Source organism: Glycomyces tritici, from assembly GCF_030403505.1.
The window spans coordinates 7,126-23,186 of sequence record NZ_JAUEMJ010000006.1; the positions used below are offsets into that span (position 1 = coordinate 7,126).

A 16,061-nucleotide genomic window follows, 5' to 3' on the forward strand; every position below is an offset into this window, starting at 1 on the left:
GAGACGCCGCCGTCCGCGACCGGAGACCGGTCGCGGACGGCGGGAGAGAGCACTCGGTGTCAGTCGGCGTACCGGACCGTGAGGTCCCCGACGCTGGTGTTGACCGAGATGACGTAGTCGGCGCGGGAGGACGGGTCGGTCGCGATGTCGATGTCCTCGCTGCCGACGCCGGACTCGAAGACCACGTCGTAGGTGGTGCCGTCATCGGGCACGATGATCTCGACGTCGCCGGTGCTGTTGATGACGCTGATGTCGCCGCGGACCTCGGCGTACTCCAGGCGGACCGAGCCGACGCTGGATTCGACCCGGGTCTCGGTGGCCCGCAGGTTCTCGCCTTCGACGCCGCCGATGCTGGTCTCGACGTCGATCGTGCCGTCGAGGCCGTCCATGTGCACGTCGCCGACCGAGTTCTCCGCTTCGGCGGCGGCACCGCTGGGCACGGCGATCGTGTAGTTCACATCGCACTCGTCGCTCGCGAAGACGATCAGGCGGTCGTTGCATTCGCCTGAGGCCGTGAACGTCTCGCCCTGCCACTGCTCCTTGACCTTGGGATCCTCACCGCGCCAGATGGTCTCGCGGTCGACCACGAGCGAGCCGTCGGCGGAGGCGTTGAGTTCGATGCTCCCGACCTCCACGGTGACGTCGACGCCCGTGGTGGGTTCCGTGTACGTCTCGCTGTGGGTCTCGGACTTCTCGGGCGAGGCGGTGGACCAGATCCAGACGCCGGCGGTGGCCAGGGCGAACAGGAGCACGATGCCGGTGGAGGCGACCCCGACGATCCACCAGACGGTACGGGCGGCGCGGGGGGCTTCGGGCTCGGGGGCGGTGGTCTGCTTCTCGGGGGTGTCGATCATGACCGGTCCTTCGTGTTGCCTTGCAGGAACTTGAGAATGGCGAGCACGCGGCGGTTGCCGCTGTCACTGGGCGGGAGCCCGAGCTTGGTGAAGATCGAGTTGATGTGCTTGCTGACCGCGCCCTCGCTGAGGACGAGGACGGCGGCGATGCCGGCGTTGGAGCGGCCCTCCGCCATGTGCGAGAGCACTTCGCGCTCTCTCGGGGTGAGGCGGTCGAGCTCGCTGCCGTTGCGGCGCACCAGGAGCTGGGAGATCACCTCGGGGTCGAGGGCGGTGCCGCCGTCCGCGACCCGCTTGAGCGAGGCGAGGAACTCGGCGACGTCGGCGACCCGGTCCTTGAGCAGGTAGCCGATGCCGCGCATCTGCCCGGTGAGCAGTTCGACGGCGTACCGCTCCTCGACGTACTGGGAGAGCATGAGGATCGCCAGGTCCGGGTACTGGCGGCGCAGCACCAGTGCGGCGCGCACGCCTTCGTCGCTCTGGTCGGGCGGCATCCGCACGTCGGCCACGACGAGGTCGGGCCGGTCGCGCTCGACCGAGCGCAGCAGTGCCTCCGCATCGCCCACGGTGTCGATGACTTCGATGCCGCCGATCTCCATGAGCCTGGCCAGGCCCTCCCGCAGCAGGACCGAGTCTTCGGCGATCACGACGCGCATGGCAGCTCCGCTTCGATTTCCGTGGGGCCCCCGAGGGGGCTGGTGATGCGGAAGGTGCCGTCGACCGAGCGCACCCGGTCGGACAGGCCCTGGAGTCCGGTGCCCGCCTGAGCGTCCGCGCCGCCGCGGCCGTCGTCGGCGATGCGCAGGTGCAGCACCCCGTCCTCTAGGGACACTTCGACCGCGGCGTGCTCGGCCTCGGAGTGTCTGGCCACATTGGTCAGTGCCTCGGAGACGACGAAGTAGGCGACGGCTTCCACGTCCCGGGCGACGCGTCGGTCCATGTCGACGCGCAGCCGCACCGGGACCGGCGAGCGGGCGGCGACCGCCGAGAGCGCGGCGTCCAGGCCGCGGTCCTCGAGCACCGCCGGGTGCAGGCCGCGCACCAGGTCGCGCAGGTCGGTGAGGACCTGCTTGGCCTCCTCGTGGGCTTCCGCGATGGCGCGGGCGCCCTCCTCAGGAAGGTCGTCAAGAGTGGCGCGGGCGATCCCGAGGTTCATGGCGAGCGAGGTGAGCCGCTGCTGCGCGCCGTCGTGGAGGTCCCGCTCGATGCGGCGCCGCTCCGCGTCCGCCGCATCCACAGTAGAGTCGCGGCTCGCGGCGAGATCGGTCACCCGCAGCTCGAGGGCCTCCGCCCGGCTGGTGCCCAGGAGGACCCGCGCCATGAGCTCGTCGAGCACCGCCAGGCCGCGGGTGATCCAGGGCGCCGCGAGGGTCAGGACGATGCCGGTGCCGCAGAGGATCCAGTGCCTGGGGTCCAGCCCCGACTCGCGGCCGATGAGCGGCGCGAAGACCATCGCGGGGCCCGCGGTCCACGCGGCGATCGCGAAGGCCGCCGCCAGAAAGCCGTAGATCCCGGCGATCGCGTGGTAGGCGAGCTGCCGCCATGTGCGGGGGTGCTTCACGATCGCCAGGAGGTGGCGCGGCGCGAACGTCACCGGCTGCGTGAACGGCCCTTCGGGCCACTCGGTGCCGAGGAACGCGGTGTGGCGGCTGCGCTGCACCACCGTGAGCACGCCGTTCACGACCAGCAGGATGCCGCCCATGATGATCGGGACGATGATGGTGATGAGGCCGCCGACGCCGGTGGCGACGAGTGCGGCGATGGCGGCGCCGCCGGCGATGCCGACCAGCGCCCCGGTGACGAGGTGCATGAGGGAGCGCCAGGTCGAGCCCGCCCAGAAGGCCCGCACTGCTGCTCGCGGGGCTCTGCGCCAGGGGATCGGCGGCGCCGCTGAAATGTCCATGCATTGAACAGTAGGTTCGCGAGCGGGCCCGCACATTGCCGCTGGTGCCCGACTTCACGGTGAAGTTATCTCCACCCCTGCGAGCGGCCGAGGCCGGGAGGTGCTCCCGGCCTCGGCTGCGGGGTGGTGGTCCGGCGCGGGGGCGCTAGCCCATGGTCCAGCGCTGGTTGGCGCCGCCGTTGCAGGTCCAGAGGACGACCCTGGTGCCATTCGCGGTCGCGTTCCCTGAGGCGTCCAGGCACAGTCCCGATTGGGTGCTGGAGATGGTGCCGTTGGCGTTGACGTTCCACTTCTGGTTCGCGCCGCCGTGGCAGTCCCAGATGATGGCCCTGGTGCCGGGGGCGGTCGCGCCGCCTTCGGCGTCGAGGCACTTGCCGCCGTAGACGCGCAGTTCGCCACTGGCGGTCTTGGTCCACTGCTGATTGGCCGCGCCGTTGCAGTCCCACAGCTGCAGTTGGGCGCCGTTGCTCTGGGACTGGCCGGCCACGTCGAGGCAGCGGGACGACTGGGCGCCGACGATCGCGCCCTCGTCGCCGCCACCCGGGTCGCCGGATCCGAACTGGGAGAAGAAGTTCCAGGTCACCCCGGAGGTCCAGGTCTGCCAGCCGTCGTCGTAGGTCCCGTCGATCGGGCCGGGGGTGTGGCCGCCGTCGAACGCGGCCCACTGGACCGGATACCCGGCCCGGCAACCGGAGTAGCTGGTCACGATGTGCGTGCGGCTGCCCGAGGCGGGCTCGGGCGGGTTCTGCCGGGTGCAGCCGTTGTTGGTGACGAACCGGTCGCGCAGCGAGCGCCCCTGGGAGATGTTGAGGACGTTGTCGGAGATGCCGTGGATGCCGAGGTAGGCGATGGGCTGCGTGCCGCCGCTGCACCCGCTGAGCTGCCCGCCGGCGTAGACCGCGACCGCCCGGAAGACCGTCGCCCGCGAGCAGGCGAGGGAGTAGCTCATGCCGCCGCCGTAGCTGAAGCCGAGCGCGAAGCGCTGCGCGGTGTCGACGCAGAGGCCGGACTCCAGGCGCCCGATCATGTCGTCGACGAAGGTGACGTCCCGGCCGCCCGAGTTGGCCCAGCCGTTGCCGATGCCCTGCGGCGCAACGAAGATGGCGCTGTTGTTCGAGAGTCGCTGGAGCCCGTAGTAGGACCAGTTCGCGCCGTCGGTGCCGCCGCCGGCCACGTCGCCCGCCGTCCCGCCGTTCCAGTGGAACGCGAAGATCAGCGGGTACGCGCGACTGCGGTCGTAGTTGTCGGGGACCCGCAGGATGAACGAGCGGCTCGTGCCGCCGCTCTGGATCGTGTGCGTCCCGCTCGACAAGGTCGGAGCGCTCCCACATCCGGCGCTCGAGGCGAGGGTGGTGACATCCGTACTCGTGTCGGCGGGCGCCCCATGGGCTCCCGTGGCGCCGACGGAGCCGACGACGACGGCGGCCACCGCGGCGAGCAACGCCAGCAGCCGGTGGGCGGAGCGCCTGCGCACCCGCTCGGTCCGTTCCCTGCTCCATATCCGTTTCACTGCTGCATCTCCTTGCGTGCCACGAAGACCAACGCCTTCATCGAAGTTCATCAATGCAAGGCTTCAGCGTACTTACATATGACGTATCAGGTCAAGAGGTCGGTGCAACCACGGATAAATCAGGCCTACCGCCTGATCAGCGCATCCGAGAGGCCTCGTTCATCTGATCTTTCTGCAGGCGAATCCCTTCGCCGCCCCGGCCTGGCCACGAGCAAGTGAGCCCGGCTCGCGAATAGTGCCGCTTTTGCATATTTGCGCCGTTCACAGCCGTACGATCGATATATGGCTACTGTTCTATGGCTTCTGATCATTGTCTGGGTCGTGCTCGCGATCGTCGGCTTCGCCATCGAGGGCCTGCTCTGGCTGGCCATCATCGGCATCGTGCTGTTCATCGGCACCATCGTCTTCGGATTCATCAGGCGCGGCGCCGGCCGCGGCGCAGCCTGATCCGGCGGCCCCGGACGACCGGGCGGGGTTTCGTCCCGCCTGGGAACGGGCATGCTCTCGGAACCGAACGCCAGGAGGATGCGCCATGAGCACATTGATCGAATCAACCGAGACCACCGGAGCCGAGGACGACCAGTCGCCCTCAGACGAGTTGCGGGACAACGAACTCGACGTCCTGCGGGAGACGGGCGGCATCAGGTCGATGCTCCCGGTCCTCGTGGGATCGGTCGCCGTCGGCATCGCCGCCGTCGCCGTCATCGGGGTGCAGCTCACCCGCCGGCGCCGGTCGAAGACGCTCCTGCGACGGGCCGCGTCCCGCGCGGAGGACGTCAGGGACGCCCTGACGCACGCCGCGGCCGAACTCCCCGAACGCGGCAAGGCCGCAGTCCGGCGAGTGCGCCGCTGACCGGCTCGCCCTCGTTCCCAAGCGGACTCGGCACCCGCACCGATCCACTCAGGATTCAGGTGACCATCCCCGCCCCAATGCCTTCCCTCGTCTGGAAGCCCGCCGCCCCCGACCTGTACGTCGCGACGCTGGACGGCGAGTTCGCCGGGTACGTCTCGGCCGTCGAGGAACTGCACTCGGCCTTCGGGCCGCACGCGCAGCACCTCGGCTCCTACCGCTCGTTCCGCACCGCGTCGTCCGCGCTCGGCCACTGGCTGGCGCACGCGGTGGGGTGCGGCGTGCCGCCGAGACTGTCGAAAGTGGCACTCCCTGCAGGTTTATAGGAACGGGCAGCGGTCAGCCAGGCCGCATTGAGACCGAATCGGTATAGGCTGGGCACATCGATGGAGCCGCTCGGGCACCTGCACGGCCCGCTTTGACGCGAGCCGGGACGGGAATCGAAGACCCGAGCGCTCCGCATGTGTCAGCAGAACCGCGCTCTGAACGCCTGCGATGCGGGACCTACCCCGCACGCAGGGGTGGAACGCGCTGGTGCCGGCCCGGGAAGCGCAACCTGGTCGATCCGAAGCCGGGTGTTCACCGGTTGCCCAACCAGACAGCCGCAAGGCGGTAGCCGCACATGGCACCACGACACCTCAGCCGACGCAAGAGCGACGACGAATACGGGGAGTTCGCCCCCTTGTTCGGTCAGATGGCCGGACTCGACGTCCACGATCCCCGACGCGAGGAACTCAGGAGCCGGATCATCACCGGATACCTCCCCCTCGCCGACCACATCGCCCGCCGATACTCGAGCCGCGGCATCGCCAAGGACGACCTCGCCCAGGTCGCCACGGTCGGCCTCATCCGCGCCATCGACCGCTTCGACCACGAACGCGGCGAGTTCCTCTCCTTCGCCGTGCCGACCGTCATGGGCGAGGTGCGCCGCCACTTCCGCGACACCGCCTGGCCGGTGCGCCTGCCGCGCCGCCTCCAGGAGGTGCGCATGGCGATCACCACCGCGGCACTCCAGCTCTCCCAGACGCTCGGCCGTCCGGCCACCGCCGGCGACCTCGCCGAGCGGCTGGGCATCCCCGAATCCGAAGTCCTGGAAGGGCTGGAGGCGATCAAGTCGCTCCGGTCGGTCTCCCTCGACCAGCCGGTGCACGAGGACGGCCTCTCGCCGGTCGAGACGATCGGCTCGGAAGACCTCGCCCTCGAACTGGTCGACAACCTGACGTCCCTGCTCCCGCTCCTGCGGCGGCTGCCCACGCGCGAGCGCCAGATCCTCGCGCTGCGGTTCTTCGGCGAGAAGACGCAGTCCCAGATCGGCACGGAGATCGGCGTCTCGCAGATGCACGTCTCCCGCCTGCTCAAGAGCACGCTCACGGAGCTGCGCGCCGGCATGCTCACCCCGCCGCCGCAGGACACGACCGCTGAGCGCGGGCCTCCGACAAGGCCGCGTGAGCGGCGTCCCGGAAGCTGAGCGAACGTCTTGAGCCCGAGGACCGGCGTCGCCGCACCTCGCTGCCGCAGACACGGTCAGGGCCGGCATCCCGCAGGGGAGACCGGCCCTGAACTGCTGTTTCATCCGTCGGGGTGACTGTGTGCTGGAAACCCGTGTCTCGGGTCATAGGAAGCGTCTCGGTGTCTGGTCTGGGGTCCCTGGCCTTCGGCTCGGTTAGGCGGCACGGAGCTTCCCGCGCAGCCACCAGGCGATCTGGAGGAGCACACCCAGGGCGATCGCCCCCATGAGGACGTTCAGCAGCACTTCGTCCGCGACGGCGATCGCCGATTCCAGGTGCGCGCCGGTCCTCCATTGCGGTACCTGAACACTGATCGCGAAGACCGCGCAGCCCAGGGCGGGCAGACCGTAGGCGAGGCGGCGGCCCGGCAGCGGCCAGGAGGCCGCGATGAGCACCACCGCGGCGGCGGCGAACGCCGCGGTGAAGCCCGGTGACGCCGTCTCGTTCGGATTGCCGGCGGGCAGGAAGTACACGGCGGTGACGAAGAGCGAGAGCAGCATCGCGGCCAGGGCGCCTCCTTCGACGAGGTACGTCTTCACGCGGCGGCGCGGCATCCGCCATGAGGCCCAGAGCAGCCAGGGTGCCGGCAGCGACAGGACCGCGATGCCGAGTGCGGTCTGGACCGGGCCGGACAGGTCCCCGTCCAAGTCGAGCCATCCCAGGAGAAGGAAGAGCCATGCGAACGGGGCGAGCCCCCAGAGGACGGCGGGCACAATGCCCCTTGCGGCGGTGGTCTGCGGTGTCGTGTTCATGAGGCCAGTGTCGCGACCATCCGCAAGCACTCCACTACCGAATCCGCGCCTCAGTTGGAGCATTCCTACAACAGATCCCTACGATCGATCTGCGACGCCCTCGTATTTTCTCGGATTTCCACAAACGGTCTGCCGTGATCGTCCGGTCGGATCCTTTCGGTATTCGGCCTGTAAGAAGCGGTAGACGCCGAAGCACTCGAGTGCGATCAGGCCGCCCCAGGCCGCCCCCGCCCGGCGTCGTGAGCGCGGCGTCGAGGCCGCCGGTCTGCTTCGGGTCGAAGTCGACCGCCGCGGAGACGGTCAGGGCGCCGGCAAGGGCGACCGCGACGTCACCCTGCGCCGGGCGGAAGACGCCGCCACATCGGCCACGGCGCGCGAGCACGGAAAAGGGGGCCTTGCGGCCCCCTTGTCTTTGGTCGGGTTGACAGGATTTGAACCTGCGACCCCCTCGTCCCGAACTATCGGCATGGGGGTCGTTGGGGGCCAACCAAGGTGCATCGCAGCTGGTCAGAGCCAATCCGAGGTATCCTCGCTCGCTGCGGTTGCTGTACTTTGCTGCTGTACTGCGGTCAAGCCGGAGCCATAGGAATAATCCATATTCGGAATGTCAGTACACGCGAGTCGACTATCTGGTAGATCGATCTGCGCCCAAATCCTTCCGAGCATATTTGCGGAAATCATTTAGGCAGTTGAGTATCACTTCCTGGAAATTGTCCGGATCGCCGCTGATCGCTTCCGAGATCGTGACAAGGTGTTTGTCTGCACTGTCCGTCACCTGATTCGTCCCTACGAGTCTGATTTGGTCGATCCATGCAGCGCCCCGCTGAAGTTGATCTTTTGTGACGCGCGCCTTGTCCTTACCATCCCAACCGAATTGGAGATCACGGAGAAATGACGCATACCCCTCATATGCCTCTAGTCGTGCCTGTCGCAACCACTTCCGGTGTTCGAGGCGCAGCGTCAGGAAGGATGTCACGAACGCCGCCAGCACAAGCGCGATAGCGGCAATGATTGCTGGAGCTAGCTGGACAATCAACGGTGTCTCAGAGCCTACTTGCACAATGATTGGGGTTTCTTCCATCAGACGATTATCCCCGCGCACAGTCAGTCAGTGTCAATCGCATCTTGACGGTCCTTTTGGTTGGCAGAGGGCTCGGTCATAGTTCAGCCCATTACCCAGCTCGCTCTTGACCTCACTGGAGGCCGGGTTCATTGGCCGGGGGCGGGTGCGCGATACGCTCGCTCGGCGACAGGGCGGGCCCGCAGGGATCGCCCGCTATCCGGCCTGGCCGCGCGCCCGCAGGGGTCCCCGGCCAAGGGTTCCGGCCGGAACCTTTCTTCCATCCTCAGGGCGTCCTCCGCTTGGCCCGTGGCCGGCCGAGGACCGCCCGCAGCGAAGCGAGGACCGGACCGCAGGCCTGCCGCGAGGCGCGGCCGCAAGGCCGCCTTGAAGATGTATAGAAAGTTCTCACAGGGCTTCTTGGCCTGGGCTCCGGCCGTAGTGGGCCCGCCAGCGGCGGTGCGCTGGGGTTCTTCCTCAAAGCAGTTCAGGCGTTATAGTGGCAGCACGTATGACTACCTATGATGAAGCTTTCGAGACATCGCGAGCGGCACTCCAAGAGGCGTTGCCCCGCCGATGGGCACACGTCCAGGCGGTAGGTGCCAAAGCCCTTGCGGTCGGTCCGAAGATCCTTTCCGAGCCGGATGCCGATGCACTCGCTATCGCCGCAATCCTGCATGACATCGGTTACGCCCCAAGCATTGTCGACACCGGCTTTCACCCACTGGACGGTGCACGCTGGCTGCAACGTCATGGTTGGGATGCTCGCATTGTGAACCTAGTTGCCAACCACTCGTGCGCCTGCCTTGAGGCGGATGAGCGCGATCTTCGGGCAGAGTTGGGTGAGTTCCCGAACGAGAAGACCCTCATCACAGACGCACTGTTGTACTGCGACATGACAACCGGTCCTGACGGTCAAGACTTCGAGATTGAGGAACGGCTCGCGGAGATCAAGTCACGCTACGGTCCTGAGCACCTGGTGTTCCGGTTCATCTCGCGGGCCGAGCCTTCGCTCATCGACGGGGTGCGGACGGTCCAGCGGGAACTGGGTCATCAGCCGATGTAGGGCTCAGCCAGACCCTGGAACCCGTGTTTGATGCGCAGCCTCATTGAGGAATTGATCCTCACTGAGGCTGTTTCTGCTTCGCTGAACCACTGGACCTTGAGGGATTCCTCGCTGGTTTGGATCTCGCCGCCGATCGGCACAGCACGGAAGCAGAGCGAGAACTGCTGCCGGACTTCGCCATCGCTGTACTCCGAGAGGTGGCCCGGGTCTGTGTATATCCCGATGAGGCCGGTGATCTCGATGTCGAGACCGGTCTCTTCCTTCGCCTCGCGAACGGCAGTCTGGCTGATCGTCTCACCGAAGTCGTGGGCTCCGCCTGGCATCGCCCAATCCTCGTTGTCGCTCCGCTGGATCAACACAATCCGTCCGGCCCCGTCTTCGATGAACGCTGTGGTCGACGGAACCACGCTGTTCGGCTCGGGCGCGTTCGGATCGTTGATGTGGTCGACGCGGGTCATGGGCGCATCGTACCTTGTTGACCTGTCCAGATATTGACCGAATTTGCGAGGACCCGCTCGAAGCACTCGGTAAAGGTGCGGAACATGCCACCGCCTGGCAGCTCCTTCAGGTGCATGACCGGAGCGTGGGAGGCGTAGCACCCGAGGACGTGGGTGTTCACCAGCATCTCGGAGTCACACCAATAGATGCTGTTGTACAAGGTTGTGTCGTGGAACCCGACCCAGATTCCCGGCGTGCCCTCAAGCTGCTGGTAGAACGGCAACACGGCCTCGATACGGCGCTGCATACCTTTGCCGACGCCTTCCTCCTCGCCGCGGAGCTCGACCGCGGTCGATTTGGGATCCCCGAGAAGGATCGAGACCTTCACGCCCTCAGCGGCCTTTGCTTTGAGGAGCGGCACCAAGCCAGCATCGCCCTCGGGGAGGAACAGGCCAGCGTAGGCAAGGACTCCGATGTGCCGCGTCGCTTGCCTGAAGATCCGAGACCACAGCTCCGCTGGGACATCGTTCCGCTTCGCATAGGTGTGCACCAGCTCAGACTCACTGACCAGCTTCGCTTTCTGCTCAGGAAGGGCATCAGGCCAGAGGTAGTTCTCGCTCTGCTGCAACGCCAGAGCGACTGCGGCCCGCGTCTTCGCGTATGGGTTGCGCCCCTTGGTGATCCAGCGTTCGACCGACTTCGGGTCGACTCCGATCGTCTGAGCAAGTTGGGCGGGGGTCATGCCCTGCGCATGGATCGCGCTCCGGAGCCGTTCGTTCATACCGCTGTCCTTCACCTCTGAAGTAGGGACGTCTAGGGACGAGTCTAACAGTATTGAGACGTCCTGAGAAGTCCCATGCGGTGGTGAATGTGTCCTCTTTGAAGCCTCATTCTTGAGTCATCAGCCCGGATCACCTGGGTTGGGGCCCAAGCGGGTCAAGCAAAACGACAAGGAAGAGGTAGGGCTATGAAGCTCAAGCTGGATGTCTCGGACGTGACTTTCATGGTGTCGCTGGCCCCGGTGGCCAAGGAGTACGACGGCAAGCACCAGACCGACAAGGACGGTTCGCTGAAGTGGACCACCGAACTCATCGCGCTCGGCTCGTCCGAGGACGAGGGTGCGTCGGTCATCAAGGTCGTCACCACTGGTGAGAAGCCGAACCTCCCCAAGGGGAAGCCGGTCTCGGTCGTCGACCTGGAAGCGGTCCCGTGGGTCTCCAAGCAGGGCACCCTCGGCACGGCGTACCGGGCCTCTGCGATCAATCTCGCCGGTAAGTAGTCACCCTGAGGCTTACGCCTCTTGATCCCGAGAGGATCTGCCATGCACGACTTCCCGATGAACGCCACGTTCGGCGCTCACCTCAAAGAGGGTATGGGCCTGCGGTCCAGCGTTCACCACTCCGAATGCGGGGTGCTGACCGTGGGGACCTGGAGAGAGGACAACTGGGAGCTGAGCCTGTTCGGTTCGCCCGCCAGTCTCCGCAAGCTCGCTGAGGCGCTGCACCAGCTCGCCGACGCGACCGAGCGCGATGTCAACCGTCAACGGACGCTTGACAACGCTCCGGCAATCCGCCGGTCCAAGTTCGTCCTGGAGGGCGAAGCCACCACCGAAATCAAACTCGCCGCTTAAGCGGCACTGGGGAACCGGTCCAAATCCGACCAAGAACTCGACCGGCTCCCCGGTTTCCAACAAGCAACCATCCCTTGCCCCCAAGGGGGCGGAAAGGAGTGCTGCCATGCCTCGTAATGGTAGCAACCGTGCCAGCTCCGGGCGTTCCCGCTCGGGTGTTCGTGCTGGTCAGACCATCATCGATACCTTCGAGATCGACTCGGCGAAGCGCCGGGCCAAGATCGTCGGCATCCTCGCTGGCGTCTTCGCTGGCCTGGTCGCCTTCGCGATCGCTCTGACGGTCAAGGATGGCGCTGCGGCGTTCCTCCTGGCGGTCGTCGTCGCCTTCGCCACCGGCTTCGTCGCCGCTGGCTTGGTGCTGATCTGGCCGGGGCTGCGCATGGCGTGGCACTGGGCCGGAGAGCTGGTCGTCCTGGCCCTGGTGGTCAGCGTCTGGGCGTTGCTCAACGCTTGGGCGGGACCGCTGGTCGCTCTTGGCGCGACGCTCCTGCTGATCGGTGTGCCGTGGCTGTTCCGCCCGGTGTGCCGGTTCCTGGTCCGTTGGGCCTGGTGCATGATCGTGCGCCACCGCATCCGTGTCGCCTGCGATGCCTTCATTGAGGGCAAGGGCGTTCGCGGTTCGGTGATGCCGCTGATCCTGTGGGCTTGTCCCACGGATTCCGGTGAGCGTGTGTGGCTTTGGCTGCGCGGTGACCTCACCTTGGACGATCTGCGGGACCGTCTCACCGAACTCGCTTCGGTGTGCTGGGCACACGAGGCATCGGCCGAAATGGCCGGGTCGAAAGCGGCCTACGTGGTCGTGGACATCCGTCGCCGTGACGTCCTCGCTGAGGGCGTGGCCATGCCAGTCACCGAGATGCTCGAAGGCATCGATCCCGATTCCTACCCGGTCGAGTACCGCCGGGTGGACGACTCCGAAGGCGTCGACCTGACACCGGAGTCGGTGAACGCCGAACTGGATGCCCTGCTGGGCACCAAGGGCGGTCGCAAACCGCGTCAGCGCAAGGCCGATGACGGCCAGACCACCGCACCCGATGAGAACCCGGACGAGGGCGACATGCCCGCCTGGGTCTAACCCAAAAAGCTCCCCAACTGGGGCTGCTCACGGTGGGAGCCGTGGAAGCCAGAGAGGCCAAGTACCGGCTCCCACCACCAAAACTCACGCATCGATAGATGCACCGATTTCACTAAGGAGATTGCACGATGAACATCGCACTGGGACCGGTCATGTCGATCAAAGACCCCATCTACCTGGGCCGGTCGGCTTCGAACGAGGCCGTCAACGTCACCATGTACGGCAAGAACATGATGCTCAATGGCGAGCCCGGCTCGGGCAAGTCGGGGCTGATGAACAACATGATCGCGCAGGTGTCACTGATGCCGGACGCGCGAATGCTCGGCTTCGACGCCAAGTTGGTCGAGCTGATGCCCTGGACCGATGTCATGGACGTGTTCGTGGGCCCGGAAATGCGCAAGGCGCTTCAGACGATGCTGTGGATCCAGAAGCTCATGGACCGCCGCTACGACTGGATGTCGCGCAACCGGATCCGCAAGCTCGTCCCGTCGCCGGCCGAACCGGCGTGGGTGCTCTTCCTCGATGAGGTCGCGTACTACACCTCGGTCGCGGGAACCAAGGTCGAGCAGGAGCTGTTCTCCGCGCTCTTCCGTGACGTGGTTGCCCGGGGACGGGCAGCGGCGATCATCCCGATCATGGGCACGCAGCGTGCCTCCTTCGACATCCTGCCGACCGCACTGCGCGACCTGTTCGCCTACCGGTGGACCGGCCGCGCGACCACGCCCGGCTCCTCGGATGTCGCCCTCGGGGCCGGTTGGGCCGAAGCGGGCTACAACGCAATGAGCCTGGACCCCAAGAAGCCCGGGGACTCCTTCCTCCTCGCCGAGGGGAATGCACCGCAACGGATGCGGGCGGCCTGGATGACCGACGAAGAGATTCAGACTGTCGCGGCCTTCGCTGCGCAGCTTCGGGGCCACAGGGCCTCTGCCTAGAGCGAGTGCCGTCAGCGCCAACAGATGTCAACGAGCAGTTGACGGCACTCCAGGGCGAATGGTTCACCCGGGGTTCGATTCCCCGGCGTCCACGACGTAAGGAATCCCAGCACTAATCGCACACGGGCTAGTACTGCGTCCTGCTGATGAGGCATTGATAACAAAGGAAAGAGGGCAAGAAATGAAGCACCTCAAAGTGACGCTCGACGGTGAGGACAAGAACGTAAATCACTACGTCACCACTGACGAGAACGCCGCTGCCGTAATTGCGGACTTCAAGGAAGGCGACATGATCGCCATCGACAACCACATCTTCCGAGGTGACGTGACGGTTAACGATTCGACCACGCTCATCCGGGTGCACCGGATTGTGGAGATCGAGATCAAGAACAGGTAAGCCGTAGCGGCTTACTGGTAGAGCGATCGGCAATCTTCGGGGTTCGAGGCCCCGACGCTCACGCAGCAATAACCACGAATGACACAGAGAGGAGGAGTGTGCATTGTTCCGGACCGAATTCGATGACCCTGAAGGCATCCGCCACGGCGGATTGCCGACGTTCAACTACCGCTGCGCGCCGGTCGGACTGTACACCCGCCGACAACTCGCCGCTGAAGGTCTTACGCCTGGGCGGCAACCCATCGCAGGCCAGATCTTCTGGCGTCGCGGTAACCGAGTCGCCTACCTCTATAGGCGTGACCTGCCCGTGCCCAAGCGCCCGGCTACCGACGCCCAACTGCGGGCCCTGATGAAAGCGTGGGTCGCTCTGTCGACCTGCCCGTCATGCCAGACGGAATACGGCTACTACATCCCCAAGCGCTACGGCGAATGCCTCGACTGCTTCGAAGGCGGCGCGCGATGACCGATCTCCTCGCCGCGTTCGCCATCTTCCGCGAAGCGATGCCACTGCATCGCGTCAAGCAGATCGACTCGCTTCCCCCGTGGGAGCCCGATCTTTCCCGAATGCGGTTCCTCTGCGTCATCTGCGACGTGCACATGACCGGAACCGAACTCGCCGACGACGACAGGCACCTCCTCCTATCCCTGCCCTTCGAGGGCTGGGAAATGCGGGCGTGCGAGGTCTGCGGCGAAGAGACCGTGCCAACGGTCGAGCACTCCAAGAAATGCGACTACTGCACCGGCGTGCAGTGGCAGAAGCCAAGGAGCCAGAAATGAAACTCGAAGACGGCGTGCAAACCGTCATCATGCTGTCCATGGGTGTGGCCGCTGGCGCGGTCTCCTTCACCCACGTCCACGACGCCACCGTCGCGGCCGGTCAGCCCTCCTGGGTCGGCTGGGTCAACGCGGTGACCATCGAACTGATGGTGATCGCCCTCGGTCTCGAGGTGCGACGCCGCCGCCGCAACGGCGGCCACAAGGTCAAGTCCGTGATGGCGATGATGATGTTCTTCATCGCCCTCTCGCTTGGGGCCCAAGTCCTCGACGCTGAACCGACTGTTGTCGGTTGGCTCGCCGCTTCGGCTTCGGCCCTGGGGTTCTTGACCCTGGTCAAGGTCGTACTCTCGCGGCCCGCTGAGGCGCAGCCGGCCGAATCGCCGGTGGCCTCATTTGCGGAACCGGATTGGAGGGAGTCGGCCCCGGTCGCCTCCTCGGATCCGATCGACGTGCCGAGCCTCCAAGCCGAGCGCTCTGCCGTCGCCGCTGAGCCTGCTCAGCCGGACTGGGCCAACGCCTTCGCCAACCTCGGCAACGGGGACCGGTGATCGTAATGGTCGAGAACCGCGAGTTCAACGGCTTCGCCCGCCGCATCATCCGCGCCTATGGGCGCCGGGTCGCTGAGGGTGACGTGGACGCACTTCCCGAGCTCCTTGAGCTCTCAGCCTCGCTTGATGAAGCCATCACTAACGCAGTCAAGGGCCTTCGCGCCTTTGGCTACTCCTGGGCTGAAATCGCCGAACGTATCGGCATGTCCAGGCAGGCCGCCCAGCAGCGCTGGGGCAAGGCCATCCCCGATCAACGGGATCCCAACTCCGACACCTAGCGCCGAGGGCGCGGCCAATCTTCCACAACCGCCGCGCCCCGGCAACAACCTGCCAACCATCGCGATTGAAAGGCGAAAACCAGTATGCCAACCGAACCCATCACCTTGGCTCACCACTACCGGCAGCCGATCCTCGGCGACATCACCGGAGCTGCGGGCGAATGCCAGTACCCCGAACCGGTCGACCCGCCCCACTTCAACGGCGAACGCTGCTACCGGGTCTACAAGTGCCCCGAATGCCACTTCGTGCTGCATGTCAACGGCGGCAACCTCGACCAGCCCGAACCCCTCGACATCGTCTTGGTGGTCTGCGGCTTCTGTTCGTATCCCGACTTCGTGCGGGACAACCCCTATCCCGAAGACCTGTGCCGTTGCTTCGGCTGGGTCTACCTCGACGACGAGGACTGAATAGCGCCCTGTCCGGCCGCTCCTTTATTACGCACGAGCCGCCGGACGGGGTCACAACACGCCTGCCCGCACTTG

Annotated in this window: 23 protein-coding genes; 15 read left to right on the top strand and 8 right to left on the bottom strand. The window is 66.1% G+C overall.

What is annotated here, in order from left to right; genetic code table 11:
- Positions 1-59 precede the first annotated feature (59 nt).
- The 4 genes from QWI33_RS18930 to QWI33_RS18945 form a co-directional block, all read right to left on the bottom strand.
- Entirely contained in the window at positions 60-854 is a 795-nt protein-coding gene (locus QWI33_RS18930; RefSeq protein WP_289958715.1) for a DUF4097 family beta strand repeat-containing protein, read from the bottom strand.
- Positions 851-1,510: a response regulator transcription factor gene (locus QWI33_RS18935; RefSeq protein WP_289958716.1), complete on the bottom strand. Its 660-nt coding sequence runs from the start codon at positions 1,508-1,510 to the stop codon at positions 851-853. Before QWI33_RS18935 ends, QWI33_RS18930 begins: the two co-directional genes overlap by 4 nt.
- Positions 1,498-2,757 carry a sensor histidine kinase gene (locus QWI33_RS18940; protein ID WP_289958717.1) on the bottom strand — a complete coding sequence of 420 codons (1,260 nt, stop codon included), beginning with the start codon at positions 2,755-2,757 and terminating at the stop codon, positions 1,498-1,500. Before QWI33_RS18940 ends, QWI33_RS18935 begins: the two co-directional genes overlap by 13 nt.
- A 145-nt stretch (positions 2,758-2,902) precedes the next feature.
- A complete protein-coding gene (locus QWI33_RS18945; RefSeq protein ID WP_435367595.1) occupies positions 2,903-4,204 on the bottom strand; it encodes a lectin in 1,302 nt (433 codons plus the stop codon).
- 345 nt (positions 4,205-4,549) lie between these two features.
- On the opposite strand from QWI33_RS18945, the gene QWI33_RS18950 reads away from it, so the two are divergent.
- From QWI33_RS18950 to QWI33_RS18965, 4 genes are all read left to right on the top strand, one after another.
- A complete protein-coding gene (locus QWI33_RS18950) occupies positions 4,550-4,714 on the top strand; it encodes a hypothetical protein (protein ID WP_289958719.1) in 165 nt (54 codons plus the stop codon).
- Between the two features lie 85 nt (positions 4,715-4,799).
- Entirely contained in the window at positions 4,800-5,120 is a 321-nt protein-coding gene (locus QWI33_RS18955) for a hypothetical protein (protein ID WP_289958720.1), read from the top strand.
- A gap of 77 nt (positions 5,121-5,197) precedes the next feature.
- A complete protein-coding gene (locus tag QWI33_RS18960) occupies positions 5,198-5,443 on the top strand; it encodes a hypothetical protein (protein WP_289958721.1) in 246 nt (81 codons plus the stop codon).
- A gap of 296 nt (positions 5,444-5,739) precedes the next feature.
- Positions 5,740-6,585 carry a SigB/SigF/SigG family RNA polymerase sigma factor gene (locus tag QWI33_RS18965; protein ID WP_289958722.1) on the top strand — a complete coding sequence of 282 codons (846 nt, stop codon included), beginning with the start codon at positions 5,740-5,742 and terminating at the stop codon, positions 6,583-6,585.
- Positions 6,586-6,780: 195 nt separating this feature from the next.
- Here QWI33_RS18965 and QWI33_RS18970 read toward each other — a convergent pair whose 3' ends face one another.
- Positions 6,781-7,377 carry a hypothetical protein gene (locus QWI33_RS18970; RefSeq protein ID WP_289958723.1) on the bottom strand — a complete coding sequence of 199 codons (597 nt, stop codon included), beginning with the start codon at positions 7,375-7,377 and terminating at the stop codon, positions 6,781-6,783.
- Between the two features lie 625 nt (positions 7,378-8,002).
- Positions 8,003-8,458, bottom strand: coding sequence for a hypothetical protein (locus QWI33_RS18975; RefSeq protein WP_289958724.1), 456 nt, complete (start codon positions 8,456-8,458; stop codon positions 8,003-8,005).
- 490 nt (positions 8,459-8,948) lie between these two features.
- Between QWI33_RS18975 and QWI33_RS18980 the strand changes: the two genes are divergently transcribed.
- Positions 8,949-9,503: an HD domain-containing protein gene (locus QWI33_RS18980; protein ID WP_289958725.1), complete on the top strand. Its 555-nt coding sequence runs from the start codon at positions 8,949-8,951 to the stop codon at positions 9,501-9,503.
- Here QWI33_RS18980 and QWI33_RS18985 read toward each other — a convergent pair.
- Entirely contained in the window at positions 9,491-9,961 is a 471-nt protein-coding gene (locus QWI33_RS18985; RefSeq protein WP_289958726.1) for an NUDIX domain-containing protein, read from the bottom strand. The genes QWI33_RS18980 and QWI33_RS18985 overlap by 13 nt on opposite strands.
- Complete coding sequence (locus tag QWI33_RS18990; RefSeq protein ID WP_289958727.1) at positions 9,958-10,722, bottom strand: helix-turn-helix domain-containing protein; 765 nt, start codon at positions 10,720-10,722, stop codon at positions 9,958-9,960. Before QWI33_RS18990 ends, QWI33_RS18985 begins: the two co-directional genes overlap by 4 nt.
- A 186-nt stretch (positions 10,723-10,908) precedes the next feature.
- Here QWI33_RS18990 and QWI33_RS18995 point away from each other — a divergent pair, with 186 nt between their 5' ends.
- The 10 genes from QWI33_RS18995 to QWI33_RS19040 all read left to right on the top strand — a co-directional run bounded on the left by QWI33_RS18995 (position 10,909) and on the right by QWI33_RS19040 (position 15,986).
- Entirely contained in the window at positions 10,909-11,220 is a 312-nt protein-coding gene (locus QWI33_RS18995) for a hypothetical protein (RefSeq protein ID WP_289958728.1), read from the top strand.
- 42 nt (positions 11,221-11,262) lie between these two features.
- Positions 11,263-11,571, top strand: a complete 309-nt coding sequence (locus QWI33_RS19000; protein WP_289958729.1) for a hypothetical protein — start codon at positions 11,263-11,265, stop codon at positions 11,569-11,571.
- Between the two features lie 106 nt (positions 11,572-11,677).
- On the top strand, positions 11,678-12,646 hold the full coding sequence (locus QWI33_RS19005) for a hypothetical protein (RefSeq protein ID WP_289958730.1): 969 nt from the start codon (positions 11,678-11,680) through the stop codon (positions 12,644-12,646).
- A gap of 128 nt (positions 12,647-12,774) precedes the next feature.
- Positions 12,775-13,578, top strand: a complete 804-nt coding sequence (locus tag QWI33_RS19010) for an FtsK/SpoIIIE domain-containing protein (RefSeq protein ID WP_289958731.1) — start codon at positions 12,775-12,777, stop codon at positions 13,576-13,578.
- 181 nt (positions 13,579-13,759) lie between these two features.
- A complete protein-coding gene (locus tag QWI33_RS19015; RefSeq protein WP_289958732.1) occupies positions 13,760-13,975 on the top strand; it encodes a hypothetical protein in 216 nt (71 codons plus the stop codon).
- Positions 13,976-14,078: 103 nt separating this feature from the next.
- Positions 14,079-14,438, top strand: coding sequence for an RRQRL motif-containing zinc-binding protein (locus QWI33_RS19020; protein WP_289958733.1), 360 nt, complete (start codon positions 14,079-14,081; stop codon positions 14,436-14,438).
- On the top strand, positions 14,435-14,752 hold the full coding sequence (locus QWI33_RS19025; protein WP_289958734.1) for a hypothetical protein: 318 nt from the start codon (positions 14,435-14,437) through the stop codon (positions 14,750-14,752). Before QWI33_RS19020 ends, QWI33_RS19025 begins: the two co-directional genes overlap by 4 nt.
- Positions 14,749-15,300 carry a DUF2637 domain-containing protein gene (locus tag QWI33_RS19030; protein ID WP_289958735.1) on the top strand — a complete coding sequence of 184 codons (552 nt, stop codon included), beginning with the start codon at positions 14,749-14,751 and terminating at the stop codon, positions 15,298-15,300. Before QWI33_RS19025 ends, QWI33_RS19030 begins: the two co-directional genes overlap by 4 nt.
- Positions 15,301-15,305: 5 nt before the next feature.
- Entirely contained in the window at positions 15,306-15,578 is a 273-nt protein-coding gene (locus QWI33_RS19035) for an ECF-type sigma factor (protein WP_289958736.1), read from the top strand.
- Positions 15,579-15,662: 84 nt separating this feature from the next.
- Positions 15,663-15,986: a hypothetical protein gene (locus QWI33_RS19040; RefSeq protein ID WP_289958737.1), complete on the top strand. Its 324-nt coding sequence runs from the start codon at positions 15,663-15,665 to the stop codon at positions 15,984-15,986.
- Positions 15,987-16,061 lie beyond the last annotated feature (75 nt).

Excerpts from the sequence above, each read along its gene's own strand:
- QWI33_RS19005 (WP_289958730.1), top strand. The coding sequence starts at position 11,678 with ATGCCTCGTAATGGTAGCAACCGTGCCAGCTCCGGGCGTTCCCGCTCG.
- QWI33_RS19015 (WP_289958732.1), top strand. The coding sequence starts at position 13,760 with ATGAAGCACCTCAAAGTGACGCTCGACGGTGAGGACAAGAACGTAAAT.
- QWI33_RS19025 (WP_289958734.1), top strand. The coding sequence starts at position 14,435 with ATGACCGATCTCCTCGCCGCGTTCGCCATCTTCCGCGAAGCGATGCCA.
- QWI33_RS18995 (WP_289958728.1), top strand. The coding sequence starts at position 10,909 with ATGAAGCTCAAGCTGGATGTCTCGGACGTGACTTTCATGGTGTCGCTG.
- QWI33_RS18975 (WP_289958724.1), bottom strand. The coding sequence starts at position 8,458 with ATGGAAGAAACCCCAATCATTGTGCAAGTAGGCTCTGAGACACCGTTG.
- QWI33_RS18960 (WP_289958721.1), top strand. The coding sequence starts at position 5,198 with ATGCCTTCCCTCGTCTGGAAGCCCGCCGCCCCCGACCTGTACGTCGCG.
- QWI33_RS18930 (WP_289958715.1), bottom strand. The coding sequence starts at position 854 with ATGATCGACACCCCCGAGAAGCAGACCACCGCCCCCGAGCCCGAAGCC.
- QWI33_RS18955 (WP_289958720.1), top strand. The coding sequence starts at position 4,800 with ATGAGCACATTGATCGAATCAACCGAGACCACCGGAGCCGAGGACGAC.
- QWI33_RS18950 (WP_289958719.1), top strand. The coding sequence starts at position 4,550 with ATGGCTACTGTTCTATGGCTTCTGATCATTGTCTGGGTCGTGCTCGCG.
- QWI33_RS18970 (WP_289958723.1), bottom strand. The coding sequence starts at position 7,377 with ATGAACACGACACCGCAGACCACCGCCGCAAGGGGCATTGTGCCCGCC.
- QWI33_RS19035 (WP_289958736.1), top strand. The coding sequence starts at position 15,306 with ATGGTCGAGAACCGCGAGTTCAACGGCTTCGCCCGCCGCATCATCCGC.
- QWI33_RS18980 (WP_289958725.1), top strand. The coding sequence starts at position 8,949 with ATGACTACCTATGATGAAGCTTTCGAGACATCGCGAGCGGCACTCCAA.
- QWI33_RS19000 (WP_289958729.1), top strand. The coding sequence starts at position 11,263 with ATGCACGACTTCCCGATGAACGCCACGTTCGGCGCTCACCTCAAAGAG.
- QWI33_RS18935 (WP_289958716.1), bottom strand. The coding sequence starts at position 1,510 with ATGCGCGTCGTGATCGCCGAAGACTCGGTCCTGCTGCGGGAGGGCCTG.
- QWI33_RS18990 (WP_289958727.1), bottom strand. The coding sequence starts at position 10,722 with ATGAACGAACGGCTCCGGAGCGCGATCCATGCGCAGGGCATGACCCCC.
- QWI33_RS18940 (WP_289958717.1), bottom strand. The coding sequence starts at position 2,757 with ATGGACATTTCAGCGGCGCCGCCGATCCCCTGGCGCAGAGCCCCGCGA.
- QWI33_RS18965 (WP_289958722.1), top strand. The coding sequence starts at position 5,740 with ATGGCACCACGACACCTCAGCCGACGCAAGAGCGACGACGAATACGGG.
- QWI33_RS19010 (WP_289958731.1), top strand. The coding sequence starts at position 12,775 with ATGAACATCGCACTGGGACCGGTCATGTCGATCAAAGACCCCATCTAC.
- QWI33_RS18985 (WP_289958726.1), bottom strand. The coding sequence starts at position 9,961 with ATGACCCGCGTCGACCACATCAACGATCCGAACGCGCCCGAGCCGAAC.
- QWI33_RS19040 (WP_289958737.1), top strand. The coding sequence starts at position 15,663 with ATGCCAACCGAACCCATCACCTTGGCTCACCACTACCGGCAGCCGATC.
- QWI33_RS19030 (WP_289958735.1), top strand. The coding sequence starts at position 14,749 with ATGAAACTCGAAGACGGCGTGCAAACCGTCATCATGCTGTCCATGGGT.